General features: G+C 59.1%; 14 protein-coding genes. 7 read left to right on the forward strand and 7 right to left on the reverse strand.

The genetic code is table 11. The features are described from left to right. Window positions 1–213 precede the first annotated feature (213 nt). Window positions 214–924, forward strand: a complete 711-nt coding sequence (locus JNN07_14920; GenBank protein MBL9169031.1) for a hypothetical protein — start codon at window positions 214–216, stop codon at window positions 922–924. A gap of 250 nt (window positions 925–1,174) precedes the next feature. Here JNN07_14920 and JNN07_14925 read toward each other — a convergent pair whose 3' ends face one another. The 6 genes from JNN07_14925 to JNN07_14950 form a co-directional block, all read right to left on the reverse strand. Beyond that, window positions 1,175–3,319: an AMP-binding protein gene (locus JNN07_14925; GenBank protein MBL9169032.1), complete on the reverse strand. Its 2,145-nt coding sequence runs from the start codon at window positions 3,317–3,319 to the stop codon at window positions 1,175–1,177. A 208-nt stretch (window positions 3,320–3,527) separates the two neighbouring features. Then, on the reverse strand, window positions 3,528–4,241 hold the full coding sequence (locus tag JNN07_14930; protein MBL9169033.1) for a hypothetical protein: 714 nt from the start codon (window positions 4,239–4,241) through the stop codon (window positions 3,528–3,530). 1,283 nt (window positions 4,242–5,524) lie between these two features. Next, entirely contained in the window at window positions 5,525–6,592 is a 1,068-nt protein-coding gene (locus tag JNN07_14935; protein MBL9169034.1) for a glycosyltransferase family 9 protein, read from the reverse strand. Window positions 6,593–6,617: 25 nt separating this feature from the next. Then, on the reverse strand, window positions 6,618–7,574 hold the full coding sequence (locus JNN07_14940; protein ID MBL9169035.1) for a D-2-hydroxyacid dehydrogenase: 957 nt from the start codon (window positions 7,572–7,574) through the stop codon (window positions 6,618–6,620). Window positions 7,575–7,584: 10 nt separating this feature from the next. Beyond that, window positions 7,585–8,382 (reverse strand): hypothetical protein, encoded by a 798-nt coding sequence (locus JNN07_14945; GenBank protein MBL9169036.1) that lies wholly within the window; start codon window positions 8,380–8,382, stop codon window positions 7,585–7,587. After that, a complete protein-coding gene (locus tag JNN07_14950; protein MBL9169037.1) occupies window positions 8,379–9,401 on the reverse strand; it encodes a phosphoglycerate dehydrogenase in 1,023 nt (340 codons plus the stop codon). The genes JNN07_14945 and JNN07_14950 overlap by 4 nt, the downstream gene beginning before the upstream one ends. Before the next feature lie 111 nt (window positions 9,402–9,512). Between JNN07_14950 and JNN07_14955 the strand changes: the two genes are divergently transcribed. From JNN07_14955 to JNN07_14980, 6 genes are all read left to right on the forward strand, one after another. Next, window positions 9,513–10,121, forward strand: coding sequence for a hypothetical protein (locus tag JNN07_14955; GenBank protein MBL9169038.1), 609 nt, complete (start codon window positions 9,513–9,515; stop codon window positions 10,119–10,121). 252 nt (window positions 10,122–10,373) lie between these two features. Continuing rightward, window positions 10,374–10,997: a penicillin-binding protein activator LpoB gene (locus tag JNN07_14960; protein ID MBL9169039.1), complete on the forward strand. Its 624-nt coding sequence runs from the start codon at window positions 10,374–10,376 to the stop codon at window positions 10,995–10,997. A 36-nt stretch (window positions 10,998–11,033) separates the two neighbouring features. Next, window positions 11,034–12,218: a hypothetical protein gene (locus tag JNN07_14965; protein ID MBL9169040.1), complete on the forward strand. Its 1,185-nt coding sequence runs from the start codon at window positions 11,034–11,036 to the stop codon at window positions 12,216–12,218. After that, a complete protein-coding gene (locus JNN07_14970) occupies window positions 12,215–12,625 on the forward strand; it encodes a hypothetical protein (GenBank protein ID MBL9169041.1) in 411 nt (136 codons plus the stop codon). The genes JNN07_14965 and JNN07_14970 overlap by 4 nt, the downstream gene beginning before the upstream one ends. A 105-nt stretch (window positions 12,626–12,730) precedes the next feature. Further along, complete coding sequence (locus JNN07_14975; protein ID MBL9169042.1) at window positions 12,731–13,975, forward strand: hypothetical protein; 1,245 nt, start codon at window positions 12,731–12,733, stop codon at window positions 13,973–13,975. A gap of 1 nt (window position 13,976) precedes the next feature. Continuing rightward, window positions 13,977–16,073 carry a BatA domain-containing protein gene (locus JNN07_14980; protein MBL9169043.1) on the forward strand — a complete coding sequence of 699 codons (2,097 nt, stop codon included), beginning with the start codon at window positions 13,977–13,979 and terminating at the stop codon, window positions 16,071–16,073. Window positions 16,074–16,131: 58 nt separating this feature from the next. Here JNN07_14980 and JNN07_14985 read toward each other — a convergent pair whose 3' ends face one another. Next, window positions 16,132–16,968, reverse strand: a complete 837-nt coding sequence (locus tag JNN07_14985; GenBank protein MBL9169044.1) for a hypothetical protein — start codon at window positions 16,966–16,968, stop codon at window positions 16,132–16,134. Window positions 16,969–17,363 lie beyond the last annotated feature (395 nt).

Genomic DNA, 17,363 nt, shown 5'->3' on the forward strand with positions numbered 1-17,363 from the left:
CCGGAAGCACAAGCCACTAGTGGAATCAGCTTTGCGATGGCAAAAGCCTACCTCGCCGAAGTTGGATCCCCCCGACGCTTTACTCGCTATCGGGGGATGCACCATCTAGCGATTTTATCCTCTACTTCGGAGTTCGGGTTAAAACCGACGTTGTGGCATTCCGTTCGAGCCAGTCTCCCCTGGACCCCGGCTGTCCTTCAGGTCCTCTTCGCGATGGCCACGCTACTAACCGTCGTGGGCGCTGAATCGGATCCCAAGCACATGGCAGCGAACTCGCAAAAGCCCTTGCTGTGGCCTGGCGGGGTTGTTCCCTACGACATCTCGAAACTCACCGAAGACCAACAGCGAACCGCGCTGAAAGCCATGCAACGCTGGACCGATACCGGCGCACGCGTTCTGTTCGTGCCGCGATCCAACCAAGTCGAGTATGTGTATTTCACCGGCAAGCTCGATGCAGGCAATAACACGACCTTTGACGGGTTCCGCAAAGGCCAGCGCGTGGATGTGAATATCACGGCGTTTTGGTGGAAACAGGGAGAATGGATGCCGGCTCATGAGCTAGGCCATGTGCTGGGATTTCATCATGAACATCAGCGCTGGGATCGGGACCGATACGTGACGATTCATTACGAACATATCAAACCCGGACGCCAGTTCGACTATGATTGGGTTCCGAAGAAAAACTGGATCGTAAGCAGCACCAAGTATGACTATCGGTCGATCATGCATTACCGTGTCTGTTGGGCCTCGAATTGTGAGCCGCAATGCAAAGATGGCGATGGTGCGAGCCCTTGCAGTGTGATTGATCCGGTCGGAACGGAGTTTGATCGAGTGATCGGTCAGTGGACGGACAACGGGATTAGCGAGACCGACGCCAAGAAACTCCGACTGGCTTACGGGAAGGCGAAAAAGAAGTCCCGCTAACGGAAGGACCGCTGATGCCCGCTGAGCCGGCGGGAGAAGGCCCCGAGTTTTGGCCCACGGAACACGCGGGTCACACGGAACCGACCAAGAAGAGATAACCCGGTGATGGGCCGAGATGGCCCGACCTGTGGTTCGGGGCGGGCTGGCCCATACTCGATTGTAGGGACAATTGGGATTTCACATTGTTCATTGCTCATTTCACATTGCTCATTTGGGGAACCGTCCTTGGACGCCCCCCCTCTCCCTCGCCTCAGGAGTTGGCCGGGATTTCATCCAACCGCTTTTCGAGTTCGCGGTGATTGATTTTGCCAGTGCCCAGCTTCGGGATTTCCCGGACAGCCTGAACATCCCGCGGCACGCAGAGATTCGAGAATCCCTTGGCCCGCAGCACCCCGCGTATCTCCTCCAACGTCAGCTTAGATTCGTTGGAGACCGCAATCAGCCGCTCGCCCTTATCGGCATCGGGCCGGGCGATAACCGCGATCTGACAGCGCAACCCATACTGCGGAAACGCTCCCGCCAACGCCTCCTCCACCGCTGTCAAACTCACCATCTCACCGCTGATCTTCGCAAAGCGTTTCAATCGACCCCGGATCGTTAAAAACCCATCGTGATCGACGCTGACGATGTCGCCGGTGTCATACCACCCCCCCCGCGATAGGAACTTGGCCTGAGCTTCCGGGTTCAAGTAGCCGCGCATGACATTGGGTCCGCGCACCAATAGCCGTCCACCCTCGGTCACTCCCTCCACCGTTTCCAGTTGCATCTCAATGCCCGGCAGCAAGCGCCCCACGCTCCCAAACTGGTTCATCATCGGAATATTGATACTCAGGCACGGGCTGCATTCAGTGGCCCCGTACCCCTCCAGAATGCGCACTCCGAAACGACGCATCCACAAAGTCGCTGTCGCTTCCTGAATCTTCTCGGCGCCCGCAAACAGGTAACGCAGGCTGCGAAAATCGTAGGGATTCGCCTTGCGAGCATACCCACTCAAGAATGTGTTCGTACTGAGCAGCACGGTGCAGTCCCGATCATAGAGCACGGTGGGAACCACCCGATAGTGCAACGGCGACGGGTATAGGAAGGTGTAAAGCCCACGAACCAGAGGCAGCAGAGTGCCGATGGTCAGGCCGAAGCAGTGGAACAACGGCAGACAATTAAACACTCGATCCGCCTCGCTGAAATCACAGATGGAAAGCATCTGACGGATGTTCGCCATCACGTTCGCATGGGTGAGATCGACCCCCTTGGGAATGCCCTCAGATCCACTGGTGAACAACACCACAGCGGTGCGATCCGGCGACTGTGGGACGCGCACCACCGAACGGGGGTTAAGGCTGATGCGGGCCAGCGTCAGCAGTCTTTTGAGTCCACCGATTCCCTTACGAAGGTCTTCCAGGTAAACCAGCTCGATCCCGGCCTCCTTCAGCGAGCTCAGATCCAGCTTGGCCTTCTCAATAAATGTTCGGCTGGTCAGGACCTGTTTGAGCCCGGCTAACTCGCAGCAGATGCGCAGCACGGCCGGCCCCGTGGAGAAATTTAACACCGCCGGCGCACGGCCCAAGCTCCAGAGCGAACACAAGATCACGGGCGTGGCATTGATATTAGGCAGCAGGACCCCCACCCGCTCCGCCTGCGGATGCAGGCGCGCGGCCAATTGGTCAGCCAAGAGATCAGCACCGGTCAGAAACTTACGGTAACTCAGGCTTTGTTGAACATCTTGCAGAACCACCCGCCCCAGCTGCCGCCACGCAGTCTCGGCGATTGCCTCGAGAACAGTGCCGGACCCCAACTGCCGCTCGGCTTGGAACTGTTGATCCACCATCCGATCGCGCAGCCACGTGGTCAGGATAGTCCGCGCTTGCGACATACTCAGATGTTCCACTACCGGAGGCACCATGACGGCGCTGAAATGAGCGCTGACCTGCGGGAACCACAATTTTTTGTCCGGGTTGGGCGATGCGACCACCCGATGCGCGCCCCGCAAATAGGCAGTGATGACCTTGGCCTGAGTCTTATGCAGAAGAAATCCAGTGCCCTCGAACAACTTCATCAGCGTCCCGGTGCGGGAGATGCGTCCCTCAGCGAACAACACAAGACGGCCATTGGCCTGAAGATGCTCTGCCATGCGCTTCACGGCGTAGGGGGAATTGGTATCGATCGGGAACGTGCGCCGATTGAGCATGATTTTACGATGAACCCAGCTCGTTTGGGCGGTGACGCTAGACACCACGAACCGCCAATCGTCCTCCAAGCAAACCCCGAGGAACAGCCAGTCCAGCCAGGAGACATGGTTGGGGACCAACAGAACCGGCCCGGGCGTCTTAAGCACGTCCTCGTTAAAGGCGCGAAAGCGGAAGAAAAAGCTGACCAGCCAGCGCAATATCGTTTTCATGGCAATGCCGACCGAGAACCTCCCCCACACACCCCACCTGTTTCAATCTAAAACCGGGAATGGACTAACCACGGATTTCATGGATGACACGGATTAAAAAGGGGTTGTGACATTCTTCAACGGAAAATCGCAATCCGATGAGGTGGTCCCTTCAAGTCATTGGCCATCCGTGCGATCCGCGAAATCCTTTCGTCGAGCTCACTCCTCGTCACTGCGCCTCCGCACCTCCGCGTTTGATGCCGGGCCGGCGTTTCACGACTGAAAACGCAATCCCATCTGGACGGGAGTCGGCGGGCAGGGTTACGACGGAGTCGAAGGCTCCACTACTCCGAAGGGTATAGCTCCTTTGATCAGGACCGCACTGATAGACGAAATTCGACGCACTAAACGGGTCCACAGGGGTCGCGGCGAAGTGTTTCGGGACCATTTGATCCAGGGAAGAAGGAAACGTGCCATCCGCTCCCGCTGCGAACTGATCGAGCGCCAAGGCCAGTTCGAGCATCCGCAGCGAGGCCAAACACCTCGCCTCGCGAAGCAATATCCCTGCAGTGGAGGACACCACGTAGTCCCCAAACACCAACGGTGAGTTCGTTTGCATGGGGACAACGGTGCGCAACGCGGCGAATACCCTACCTCGAGCGGGATAGGGAAGCTCCCAAGCCTCGAGCATCTTATTGAGCCCCCTCTCGAAGAGAGCGGCATCCGACTCGCCCGGCCGCACGAAGAGCCTACGACGCAAGGACTCACTTCCTTCGTTCTCAAACCTGTCGTCCCGTTTGAGCACGGCCACTTTGGCGTCAATCTCACCAGCCAGGAAGCCGCTCTCGATGAGCGATTGCCCTACGGTCGCCCTCTTGAACGCAGAGCCAGCGACTTCTTGTTCCTCAAGGGATCTGAACAGGAGCCGCAGTCTATCAGACATCGCCGTCTGCAATGTTGTTTCGGACAACACGAGCGCGAGACCATCCTTCACCATCCCAAACATCCTTGCCCGGACCCCTTGGGAGAGCAATATAGGCTCATTGGACAGTGATGCCGCCATCTTCGAAGCCTGATAGATGGACTCCGATGCAGGCCCAGGCTTACCGTGATAGGCGTTCCAGATGGCCCGGAGAACCAGGAAGTTCGCACCTCGGATTAAGCCGGTCAGGTGTGGAAGCTGACATTCGGCTCCTTGGGTGAGATCGATTGGATAGCGAGAATTACCGAGCTCTGAGCCCCGAACGAACAGGAGCCAAGCACGCTGATTGCGTGCAATCAGAGCCGAGATAGCTGCATCGTGTTGGGGGGATAGGGTTTCTCCGGGGAGGGGCAACGGAACCGAATCGACCAGCGGCAAATTCGTCCAAGTTCCCATTTTGACATCGCGAGCCAACTCCTCCATGGCCCTGAGGTAAACTTCCGCTGAGTTTTCACCCTGTTCAACAGACGAATAGCTGTCGTTCAGCTGCTGCAAGCTCTTGGGAGAATCTCGATCTGCGGACAGACCAAGATCTGCTAAGCCCAGAAATAGAAGCCCAATGGAACCGACGCGAAAACCAAGAAAAGCGAACAAATGCGTGATCCAGCTTCGCCGAGGCCGGATTGTGTGCTCTCGGTTGACGTCCTGAGAACACTCAAGCCCGGATGTTTGCACAGTTTTCACAATGATCTCCGCATTCGGCGATTCCAGTCGTTTCCTGTTTAACCCTGCAGACGGCTATTGTAAACACGGGTTATCTCGGATGAATGGGATGTGGGTGTAGGACAGATTTCGGGTACGACTCCAAGGGCGGCCAAGCAGTCCTGCGTAGATCTCCACCAGGGGGGACATCCGGAAGCGCGGGGTCTGAGGCGGAAAGAAGAGTCCCGCTCTCCCTGTCCCTTCTGATCCCACATCGCGTCCATTGCGTCCATCGCGGTTTAAAATTCGAGCCCCTTCCCATGCCGGCCGGGGATGAAGCTGAACCGCGATGGACGCAATGGACGCGATGTGGGACCCAAAGGGAATGAAACCTGAATACTGCTCGGTGGTGTGACCTACGGGAGCCAAGGAGGGGACGATCGGTGATGGGCCCTTCGCGGAGTCGCCCTCCGTCCCGCCTGCGCCTGGGGCAGGAGTGGGCTCAACGAAATCAGAACTATAAACTCATTCGGATCGATCTTCGATCAGGTTTCTCCCTACCACGGTTGCTTGGCACGCACCCAAACTCGTGACCTCGTTTCCTACAGGAGCTTGGGGGCCATCCGCTCGAACACTTGGTCCACGGTCACGGCGCGCATCAGTGCTTCCAATTCCTCGGTGCTCCCGCGGATACCCTCTCCGTCATACCGGTAAAATTGCAAATTTCTCCCTTTGACCGCCGGATTCGGGATCAACACATACGGCCGAGCGTACGGTTCGATCGTGGGGTTGAACGTGGCCGTCTCGATGACGAATTGGTGCGGCACCTGCATGGCGGCGGCCAGATGCATCAACGCGCTGTCGATGCTGAGAAAGGCCCGGCAGGCCCCAAGCAGAGCTGCCGCCTGCTTCATGTTCCTGGTCTCAGGAACCAGCAATCGAGGCGAAGGAATCTCCTTCTGCAGCCATTCGTGATCCGGTTGCTCTTCCGGGCCGCCGAACAGAAGGACCGATAAATCCGGCCGCAGCGCAAACAGCCGGTGGATCAGCCCCCGATAATGCTCCAGCGGCCAGCGTCGCAAGGCCAGATTCTTGGTCTTACCCGACCCGACATGAAAGCCCACCAAAACCTGATTCTGCAGGCCGCGGTCCGTCAACATCCGTTCCGCCCATCCACGTTCTTCAGCGGAGAGCACCAGTTGGGTGCGATGCTCCGTCAGCTGGGGCCGATCGCCAATCAGCGAAAGCAACGCGAGGTTCTGATCCACCGAATGACGATCGTAAGTCTGCGGGATCTCGCGATTCACCAGCCACCCGTCATACCAGGCGCGATTGTCATAACGATGACTCACTCGCACGGCTGCGCCCAAAATGCGGGCGATCAGGCGATACTCGGCCTTGCTCTGCGGATACGTGTTGAGGGTGATGTCATAACCCTCCCGACGAAGCTGAAGCAGATAGCGAAAAGTCCGCCAGGGACCTTCCTTGAGCATATGGAAGTGGTGGATCCGATCGAGGTGAGGATTCCCGCCCAGGATATCGCGAGAGCCGGTCCACATGACCAAGGCCTCGATGACAGCTTTCGGATGATTGAGCCGCAGTTCTTGGATCAGCGGCGTCGCGAGCAACGTATCACCGATACCAGCCAGCGAGATCACGAGAATTTTCATCGGCAAGCGAGAGCGTCCTCTCGACTCAAGGGTTGACGACGTTTCGCGGCGCACCCGCCAAGAAAGCGCGCACATTCTCCACCACCGTGTCCATCAAGCGCCGTCGAGCAGCCAGCGTCGCCCAGGCCATATGCGGCGTTATGAAACAATTGCGGGCCTGAAAGAGCGGGTGATCTGCTCGGGGCGGTTCCATCGCCAACACATCCAGCGCAGCCGCTCCTAGCTGGCCCTCATTCAAGGCATGCGCCAGCGCCTCCTCATCGACCAGCGGCCCGCGGCTGGTGTTGATCAGCCAAGCCCCCGGCTTCATGAGCGACAGCCGTTCGCGATTCACGAGGTTCCGAGTGCTGTCGGTCAGTGGGCAGTGGAGGGTGACGACGTCACTCTCGCGAAACAACGTCTCCAGGGAGACGGAGATCGCTCCGCCTTCCAGATTCTGTCCGGCGTGGCGGGTGGCAACCATCACCCGCATGCCAAAGGCAGCGGCCAATGAGCCGACCGCGCGTCCGATCCGTCCCCACCCGACGATCCCCAGCGTGCGCCCCTCCAACTCGACCTGGGGAGTTTTCCAGAACGAGAAGTCCGGGCAGCGCGCCCATTCCCCGGCACTCACGGCCACCGCATGGGCTCCGACGTGATGCGCCAGCTCCAGGATCAGTGCGAAGGTAAACTGGGCGACAGACCGAGTGCCATAGATCGGAACATTGGTGACGCACACCCCGCGTTCCCGAGCCGCCACGACGTCCACGATGTTGTATCCGGTGGCCGTCACCCCGATGTACTTCAACTCCGGCAGTTGACTCAAGGCCTCACGCGAGATGGGCACCTTGTTGGTAATCAAAATGTCAAAACCAGCACACCGTTCAACAACCTGACTGGCGGAAGTGCGCGGATACAGCTGGCACTCACCCAAGGCTTCCAAGGCCTTCCAGCTCTGGTCTCCCGGATTCAGCGTGAACCCATCCAAAATCACCATCTTCATGCGAAGGGTCTCAGTATTTCACCATAGGCCCGCCGCCCTTGCCCAGTCCCAGGGCGCCGGCAATTTCGGAGGCCTTGTTCATCAGCATGCCAATCTCACTGGCCACGGCGATGAACCGAAAACCTTGGGCCAATCGTTTGCGGGCCATGGCGGCATCAGCCACATGAATCCCCGGAATAATCCCATGACGCTTGGCGGTTTGCACAATGTGGGTCAAGGCGGCTTCGAAACGCGGGTCATCCGAATCGAATGACGGAGGCAGCCCCATCGAGTGGGTCAAATCGTTTGGCCCCACAAAGACCATATCGATCCCGGGCACTTGCATAATCTCGTCGGCCCGCTCGATGGCGAGCACATGTTCAGCCATCACCGCGACCAGGATTTCCTCATTGGCGCGCGCGTAGTAAGTCGCGCCGTCGGTGCCGAAACTCGCAGCGTGATACTGTCCGCCGATGGTTCGCGCTCCGATTGGCGCGTAGCGGGCGGACGCGACCACGGCGCGGGCCTCTTCGGCAGAGTTGACCATGGGAACAATCACGCCCCAGGCGCCGAAATCGAGGACGCGTTTGATGTTCTCCGGCGTGTTGAAGGACACGCGAACCAGCGGAGCCACGCCATGGGCTGCCACAATGGCGATGGCAGCGGCCGCGGTCTCGTAGCTCGTAGGGCTGTGCTCCAACTCGACGGTGAGCCAGTCAAATCCCACCTGAGACATGAAGCAGGCGACGGTAGGATCGGGGAAATTAAGCCAGGTTCCGATGCTCGGTTCTCCGCGCCGCAATTTGGCACGAACAGTGTTGGTTCTCATGCGGGTGGGGTTACGATGGAGGACTGCGACATGCGCAGGGAGGCGGAGTTCAGAACCGATTCGTCCACCAACCAGCGCGGGCGTCGTCCCTGAGCGGCCTCCAACACCGCCTGAGCCGCGGCCTCGCTGACCAGCGCCCCAGTCTCCCGGGTGAACGAGGCCTGATGGGGAGTCAGGAGGAGATTAGGAACTCCGTGGAGCACATGATCCTTCGGCAAGGGCTCCACTTGGAAGGTGTCCAAGGCCGCGCCGGCGATCACCCCTTGATGAAGCGCCTTGGCCAGCGCAGCCTCGTCGAGAATCGCGCCGCGCGAAGTATTGATCAAATAGGCCGATGATTTCATCTGGCGGAATTGAGCCTCGCCCATCAGGCCCCGGGTCTGAGCGATCAGGGCGGCATGAAGGGAGACAAAGTCACTTTCCTGCAACAGGGTATCCAGATCGACAAACTGCACCCCCAGCTTCTTCGCCTCCTCGGAAGGCTGAGGATCGACCGCCAACACCCTCATGTTGAAGCCGCTGGCCCGACGCGCCACGGCCAAGCCGATCCGACCGCACCCCACCAGGCCGAGGGTCTTGTCGTGAATGTTGTGTCCCCAGGAGGGCACCCACTTGCCCTGAGCCAATTCCAAATGACCGCAGTAAACCCGCCGGGCGACTGAACAGAGCAGCGAGAACGCGTAGTCAGCCACGGTTTCGTTGAGCAGGCCGGGCGTGTAGGCGATCGCCACCCCAGCTCGGGTGGCGGCGGGGATGTTGATGGAATCGTATCCGACCCCCCATCTTGAAATCAGCTTCAAATCCCGCGTCGCGGGTAGCGCAAAGATGGGTTCATCATACCGCTCCACACCAGCGATCACCGCATCGACCCCCGGCAGCAGCCCCCCAAGCTCGTCGGGGGTGGGAAGACCGGGTTGGATGGGGAAAATGAGTTCATGACCCGCTTCGCGCAACCGGGTAATCGCGGCTTGCCCTGAGCGAGCCATGGCTTGAGCGGTAATCAGAACGCGCCAGGGCATCGGTGGAGAAACTCTGATGGATCAAGCGGGGAATTGCCAATCGGGAAATGGGGGGCGGGGAGAAAAAATGATTTTGTTTGAACTTGCCCGGGCTCACCTCATGCTTGTCAGGTGGCCAATATGTCAGACTCTCCCCTAGAACGACTGTGGAAGGAGTACGGGGGCGAGTTCTCCAAACTGGATGACCTTTCGCTGGCCCGGTGGATGGCTCAAACGCTCGGCCAGCTGCAAGGAAGCGCCTGGCGGCTGTCGCACCCGCTCATGGGGCTCTATCGGCTGCTCGGCCAACTAGGCCATGAGCGCGGGATTTGGCTGAAACGGCTGGCCAATGCCCCGGGGGCCTACTCCGAAGCCCCCTGCTGTCGCGCGCCACTGCTACCTTTGTTTACCCGCGATATCCTGGAAAGCGGTCTTATCTGCCAACACTGCAGCGAAACCGCCGTTCCTTTCGATGAACTCCCCGGCGAGCTGCAGGTTGCCATTCGACCATGGGCGGAAGCCTATACGACGGTGCACGAAGTGGCCCATTGGGATGATGCCCAAAGGGGACGCTGCCCGGCCTACGACGAGGAGTTCGAGCGGGCGGCCAAACAGGCGGAAACGCTGCTCGTCCAGGCACGAACGAAGCTTATCCCTCACTTGTTGGATCCCTTTCCCGCCATTGTCTGGGAAGACCATGACGAATGCTTAGAAGTGCGCCCAGAAGACTTGGAAGTATAGTCACAAGCTACTCTATATAAGCATTTTAAATCACATCCATTACACCCCGAATAATTCCCACGTCCGGGCGTCGAATGCCCTAGATTGAGATCTGGCCGACCAGAATCCGGAAAGCAGCGGGTGAAACAGCCGGCGACGAGTTTCGTCAGCAGCAGCGTTCTGAGCACAGATGAGAATGGGAATGGGTTCCATGGTCACGGCGATTTCGTCATTGTTTTGTCCACTTTGCCATCCGAGACTTCCACTTACTTTATGAATCGTTTCTGCCTCAATGCCGGTTTGTTGATTAGCGCCTCCTGGCTCCTCCTGGGCTGCACCTCCGGGGTTCAGAACCCCAAAGGCATCCCGGTGACTCAAATGAACGCCGACGAGCGTGGGTTCGTCGCGGGAACCGGAGTGGAGTCGCAGGATCTGGTGGCCATCACCGATCGCATGGCCCGGAGCATTGTGGGAGTGCGCCAGATCGCCGCGGCCACCACGCCTCCCCGTGTTGTGCTGGAGCCGGTGCTCAACGAAACACGTTTTCCCATCAACAAGGACATCTTCCTGACGCGCATCCGGACCCAGCTCAACTCCAAGGCGCAGGGCAAGGTCATGTTCCTCGCCCGAGAACACATGGCGGCGCTCGAAAAGGAACGCGCGCTGAAACAGAGCGGGCAGGTCACATCGTCGAGCGACCCGAAGCTGGTGGAATTTCACGGGGCGGATTTCTTCCTGACGGGCAAGCTGCAGGGCCTCACCACCAAGACGAAGGCCGGCACGAGCGACTACATACTTTATAGCTTCCAGTTGGTGGACGCCCGCACCAGCGATATCATCTGGGAAGACTCGGCGGAGGTTAAGAAGCAGGGTCTGGAAGACGCGGCCTATCGCTAACCCCCACTAAGTGGTCCGCTGTCACTCTCGCAGAGCATGAAGAAGTTTGGCCTGATTGGGCTAGGGCTGCTGATCGTTTCCCTGTTCGCTTCGGGATGCGCTTCCTCGGGCAAGACGCCGCCGCAGAAGTTGACTGGAGATCCAGTGATCGATGCCAAGACGGTCGGTCAGAACGGCCGTCCGCAGGACCGATTGCTCTGGGCCTATCGCAGCGCCGCCACCTCGATGCGACGCGGGAACTTCACGGAAGCCCGCCGCCTGCTGGACGACTCGATCACTCAGCTCAACGGCATGTTCGGCAAGGATCGCGATGCCAGCAAATCTCGCAGCGCCTTTTACCGCGAAAGCAAGAAGACCTTCTACGGCGAGCCCTATGAGCGTGCGATGGCTTATTACTATCGCGGCATTCTCTACTGGATGGACGGTGAACCCGACAATGCGCGCGCCTGTTTCCGAAGCGCCCAACTGCAGGACAGCAATCCCGGCAAGGATGGGTATTCCTCGGACTTTGTAATGCTTGACTACCTGGACGGGCTGGCGAGCTTTCGATTGGGAGCCGATGGATCCGACGCCCTCAAACGCGCGCTGGCCTCACCGAAGATCGCCGTCCCGCCCACCTATTCCACCAATGCCAATGTGCTGATGTTCGTCGAGTTTGGTCCCGGCCCTTCCAAGACCGCCGGCGGTGAATATGGGGAACAACTGCAGTTCCGTCAGCCCAACTCCCCAGTGCATAGCGCGCGCATCCGAGTGGCTAACTTCGATGTCACCGTGGCTCCGTATGACGACCTGTTTTTTCAGGCCACCACGCGCGGCGGCCGGTTGATGGACAAAGTCCTCGCCAACAAGGCGGATGTCAAAAAGGCGACCGACACGTTCGGGGACGCCGCCATTATCAGCGGAGCGGTGCTAGGCGCCGGCACCCGGGGTAACGACGAAGCGGCGCTCGGACTGGTGGCGGCGGGGCTCGTCAGCAAGATTTTCAGCTCCTTGACGAAGCCGGAAGCGGACACCCGCACCTGGGACAACCTGCCGCTCTACCTCAGCTTTGCCGCCATCCCGCTCGCTCCAGGCCAGTATCCGGCCACCGTGGAGTTTCTGGATCGAAACAAAAACATCGTACCGACGTTCACCAAGCAGTTCACCCTGACCGTTCCCGACGGGAAGCAGGACAAGGTGATTTTCATCAGCGATCAATCCGCCACACCGCAAACTTTATGAAATATTCCCGCACCCTGGCACTTTCCCTACTGGCCGCCATCCCCTTGGTTTCCGGCTGTGGCGGCGGAGCCTATCCCGCCAAGAATGCCACCAAGTACAATTATGAGACCACCGCCAAGTTCGTCGCGCTGGACAGCGGCGCACAGCGCTCGGTCACCTGCCCAGGCCTGCAGGAACGAAGATTGGAAGACGGCCGCCTGGAAGTGGTGGCCAATCTACGAAACCGGGAGAACCGGCGGATCGAGGTCCAGGTGAACTGTGTGTTCAAGGACGAGCAGAACTTCCCCGTCGATGAAACCCCGTTTCGCATCATCATGCTCACCGAGAACGCCACCGAGGGGGTGAGCTTCACGAGCATGAACAACAAGGCGAAGAACTACACCGTACGCGTCCGTCAGTCGCGCTAAGGGATCCAGGCTTGCCGTACCTGAGCTGAGTGCTAGGGTCTTGGACGGCCGCGAGTTCGGCAGTCAGGTGATCGGCACCGCGCCACTCGCGAGTCGCATGGATCGATGAACGCGCGTGGTCTCATTTCCGGAATGCTGCTGATCATTCTTGGCCTCCTCGCCGGAATGGGATACCTGCTGTTTCAGCGCCCCTCACCTTCTCCGTCGCCCACCCAGATCCGGATTCAGACAAATACCGTCACACAGATCGGAGTCCGGAAAATCAACTCCACCAATTACTTCCTCCCGCCCAATTCGTTTCGTTGGTCGGCGATCGAATCGACCAACTACGAGTTTTACATCGCCAATCTCCGATCGATCGACTGCCCGGAAAGCACCATTCGAGATATCATCGTCGCCGATGTGGCCGGGCTCTATGCGCAGCGACGAGCGGCCCTGCTAGCCGACTACAAATCAGCGCCGTTCTGGAAGACCATCGGAGCGGACGAACAGAGCCTGCAACAGAAGCAACTCCGGGCTCTGGCCGAAGAGCAGCGCGGTCTCATCCGGCAGCTGCTGCAGGTCGATCTGAACGCCGAACTAGACAAATACAACCTGGAAACTCCACCGGAGCCGGTCGATCTCAGCTTCCTAAGTCCGGAGAAGGCGAGTCGAGTGCAGTCCATTCTCGAGGCCTATCGACAGCGCCAGGAGGCACTGCACGAGCAAGCCATTGGACTCTGGTCCGATGCCGACAGCGAGGCGCTCCAGGAGCTCAACCGTCAGCAGGAGGGCGAACTGCGCTCGCTGCTCTCCCCCGAGGAAATGGAGGATTACGAACTCCGATTCTCCCCGTTAAGCAGCTCGCTGCGTGGGCAGCTCCATGGTTTTTCCCCAACCGAGGAGGAATTTCGTAAGATCTTCCGGCTCCGCCAGGCCTACGAGGAGACCACCGCGGGCTTGGCCCTGGCCGAGACCGACGCAGGTCCCGAGGAACTGGATCAAGTCGCTCTCCAGCATGAGCGTGCTCAGGCCGCACTCGAAGCCGAGCTTAAGTCCACCTTGGGTAAGGACCGCTACGACACTTACCAAAAGATCCAAGAGCCCAATTTCCAGACTCTCAGCCGTGTGGCGGAACGATTCGGCCTGCCTTCGCAGGTCGCTAACGAAGCGTACGAACACGTGCGGTTGGCGCAGGAGCACTCCCAAAAACTGCTCTCGGATGCGACCATCGATCCCGCCAAGCGGGACGAAGCCTTGCGCGCCATCAGCCAGGAGACCCAAGCCGCGGTGAGCAAAATCCTAGGTGAGCAGGCCTTCCCTGTCTTCCGCGGAGCGGTGGGCAGAGACTGGCTCAATTTCAACCGATGACATGAGCTTTCTAGCCCCCCTCTTCCTCCTCGGTGTGCTGGCGGTGGGCATGCCCATTCTGTTTCATCTGATCCGGCGCACCACCCGGGAAAAGCAGGTTTTTAGCTCCCTGATGTTCCTGCAGCCCACGCCGCCCCGAATCACCCGGCAGAACCGCCTGGAGAACCTGCTCCTGCTCCTGCTCCGGTGTCTGGTCATTGGTCTGCTCACCTTCGCCTTCGCTCGACCGTTTCTCCAAAAACCCACGCCCGTCGACCCGGCTGACGCCTCCACGCGCCAGACCGCGGTGCTGATCGATATGAGCGCCAGCATGCAACGTGAGGACCTCTGGGCTCAGGCGGTCACTCAGGCCGAGGCCGCCTTGGACCAAACCAAGCCTGGGGAGATCGTAGGGCTGTACACGTTCGATCAACGCCTTCATCCAGTGTTGAGCCTGGAGGAGTCAAAAAAGCTGCCGGCCACGGAGCGCTCCACCCGATTCCGGCAAGCGTTAACCACGATCAAGCCAGGATGGGGCAGCGCGGCTCTCGGTTCAGCGTTGATTGCCGTGAGTGAAGGATTCGAAACCGGCGGCCGGGATCAAGGACGCGACGGCGCAGGACAGGCCCTCCACCGTCTCTGGTTGATCAGCGATCTGGCGGAAGGCTCTCACCTCAACGGGCTGCAGGGCCACGAGTGGCCCAAGGGGCTGGAGATCGACATCCGTCCCGTCGTTGCCAAAAAGCCAACCAACGCGGGTATTCAGCTCCTGCCCCAGCTCGGAGAGGAAGAGTCCATGACCGGGGAGGCGAACCTCCGCTGCCGGATCACCAATACTCCGGAGGCTCAGCGGGAGCAGTTCCGGGTCGAGGTTCAAGGGTCTTCGAGCAATTCGCCCACCTCCCTGGAGGTCTATGTGCCGCCCGGCCAAAGCCGAACCATCAGCATCCCCACCACGGGGACTCAGGTCACCCGGCTGCAGCTCCAGGGCGATGATGCCCCTTTTGACAACGCCCTGCAGTGGTTTCCCCCGCCGCGGGAAAAACTGCAACTCCTCTATCTCGGCACCGACGCGGGAACCGACCCGAACCAGTCGCTCTATTATCTCCAAAGAGTCTTCACCGAGACGCGCCTGCGCGAGTTTCAGTGGATCCAGAGGAAACCAGGCGAGCCGCTCACGTTCCCGCCCTCCGAAGAGATCGCGTTGATGGTGGCCACCTCGGTTCTGGACGACACTCAAGCACAGGCCTTGCGTCCCCTGGTGGAGGCTGGAAGAACGCTGATCTACGCCCTCCCCAACGCCGCCGCTTCTCGAGGATTGGCCACCCTGCTCGGCACGGGAGAAATCACTCTTCAGGAGGCACCTCGGCGCAACTTCCATCTTCTCAGCCAGATCGACTTTCAGAACCCTCTGTTTGCTTCCTTCGCGGACAGTCGGTTTAACGACTTCACGAAAATTCATTTTTGGAAACATCGCCACTGGCGTCCGGCGGATCTCCCTGCCCAGGCCAAGGTGATCGCCTCATTCGACAATGACTCCCCCGCGATTGTGGAGATTCCGCTCGGGAAAGGCACGGTCTTGGTGATGACTTCGGGATGGGCGCCCGCAGACAGCCAACTGGCCCTATCCACCAAGTTCGTCCCGTTTCTGTATTCGGTGATGGATCGCAGTCGTCCGCTCCGAACAACCTCCGCCCAAGCCATCGTAGGAGAGGCAATCCCCCTGCCCATCGCCTCGGATCAGCCGTCACGCACCATCACCAAGCCAGACGGGACCGAAGTGAAGTGGGTAGGCAGCCAGTTTGGCGAGGCAAACCTGCCTGGCGTTTACGTGGTCAAGGACGCCAACCTGAAGATCGCGGTCAACCTCCCTCCGGAGGAGAGCCGAACCAGCCCACTTGGGCTGGATCCATTCGAGAAGCTGCTGTTGCCTCTGGCGAAGAAGCAGGGAACCACCACTGCCCCGGAACAGGAGGAACAGCGCCGCATTCTGGCGGGTGCTGAACTTGAAAATCGGCAAAAGCTGTGGCGGTGGCTGATGGCCGCCGGACTCTGCTTTGTGATAGCCGAAACCTGGCTGGCTGGCCGACTGGCCCGCCCCAGAGCGGTCTCGACCTGACCCCACAAAAAAAGCCCGCCGACCGAAGTCGGCGGGCTAGTGCAAACCTCCGATGGAGTTAGCTCTTGCGGCTCACGCGCCGGGAGAGGAGCGAGAGACCCGAGACCGCGAAGCCGAGCAGCGAGAGGGTCGCGCCGCCATCAGGAACACGGCCAACCAGGCTGTCGTTACCGCACGCCATGGTCAGGTGAAACAGATTGTCGTCGGTCTGGGAGAGCTTAACGCCGGAGCTCAACAGATCCACTTCACCGATGTAGTGCTTGCCGCCGGTGACTTGAGTGCCATCCTCGAGCGTCAGCGTGGCCGTGGAGTCTTCGACGACCGTCATGATGCCACTCCCAACCTTCACCAACCCCTGGGAACGTTCCGTGTTGAGTTTGTAGGGATTCGACAGGCCTTTGAACACCGTCTCGTCCAACAGTTCCGAACTCAGGCCGCTCAACTGATACACATCGTAGCTGCCGCCACCGATCGTGGTGCCCGAGCGGTTGTTGAAATGGATAACGTAGTCGTACTTGAACTGACTGTTGTTGTTGATCCCGTTGATCTGGCCGTCGGTTCCAGTGTAATCGCTGCTCTTATACTTGGCGACGTTTCCGCGCCCGATGAAGATGTCGCCCAGCCCGTACGGATCATTGCCGTTCAGCAAATCGTAGCCCGAGTAGATCTTCAAGGAGTGTCCATTCAAGGTAAATGCTTCCAGGTCCCAGCTCTGGTTGCCGAGGGTGCCGACTTCCGTTTCCTGGTCTTCCTCACCTAGTCCCTTACCGCCAGCACCCCAACTAGCTGAGTTCTGGGTCTGGGTGTCGTTAATCGTGATGTTTTTCGCAAACGACGGGGACACAAAAGCCAACATCGCTGCGGTGCTCAGAACGATAGTTTTGTTATACTTCATATGACATCCCAAATAAGCTGGTTTGCTGCCAACCTCGGGACTCATTACCGAACCAACTACAGAAGAAGATCTTGCAACTCGACTGAGACAAAACGGCTCCGTAGATTCCCCGAATGGATTGGACGTAAAGCGTAAGGAATTCTTACAGAATTGGAGGAGGGAGCCAAGGTGGTTGCGGGTGTTAGGTGGTAGGTGTTAGGTGTTAGGTGGTTCGGTCTTGTCCTGAAATAGGTTGTCACTCTATGAACGAAAAGGCGAATGGAGTGAAGGGTGCAACCCGATACAGTGAGGCCTTTAAAATGCAGATTGTTCGGGAGCTGGAAAAGGGAGAAATCAATTATACCGACTGTGGGCGCAAGTATGGTATAGGAGGGAAGGCTACTTTGCAGAAGTGG

Source organism: Verrucomicrobiales bacterium (genome assembly GCA_016793885.1).
Lineage (GTDB): Bacteria > Verrucomicrobiota > Verrucomicrobiia > Limisphaerales > UBA11320 > UBA11320.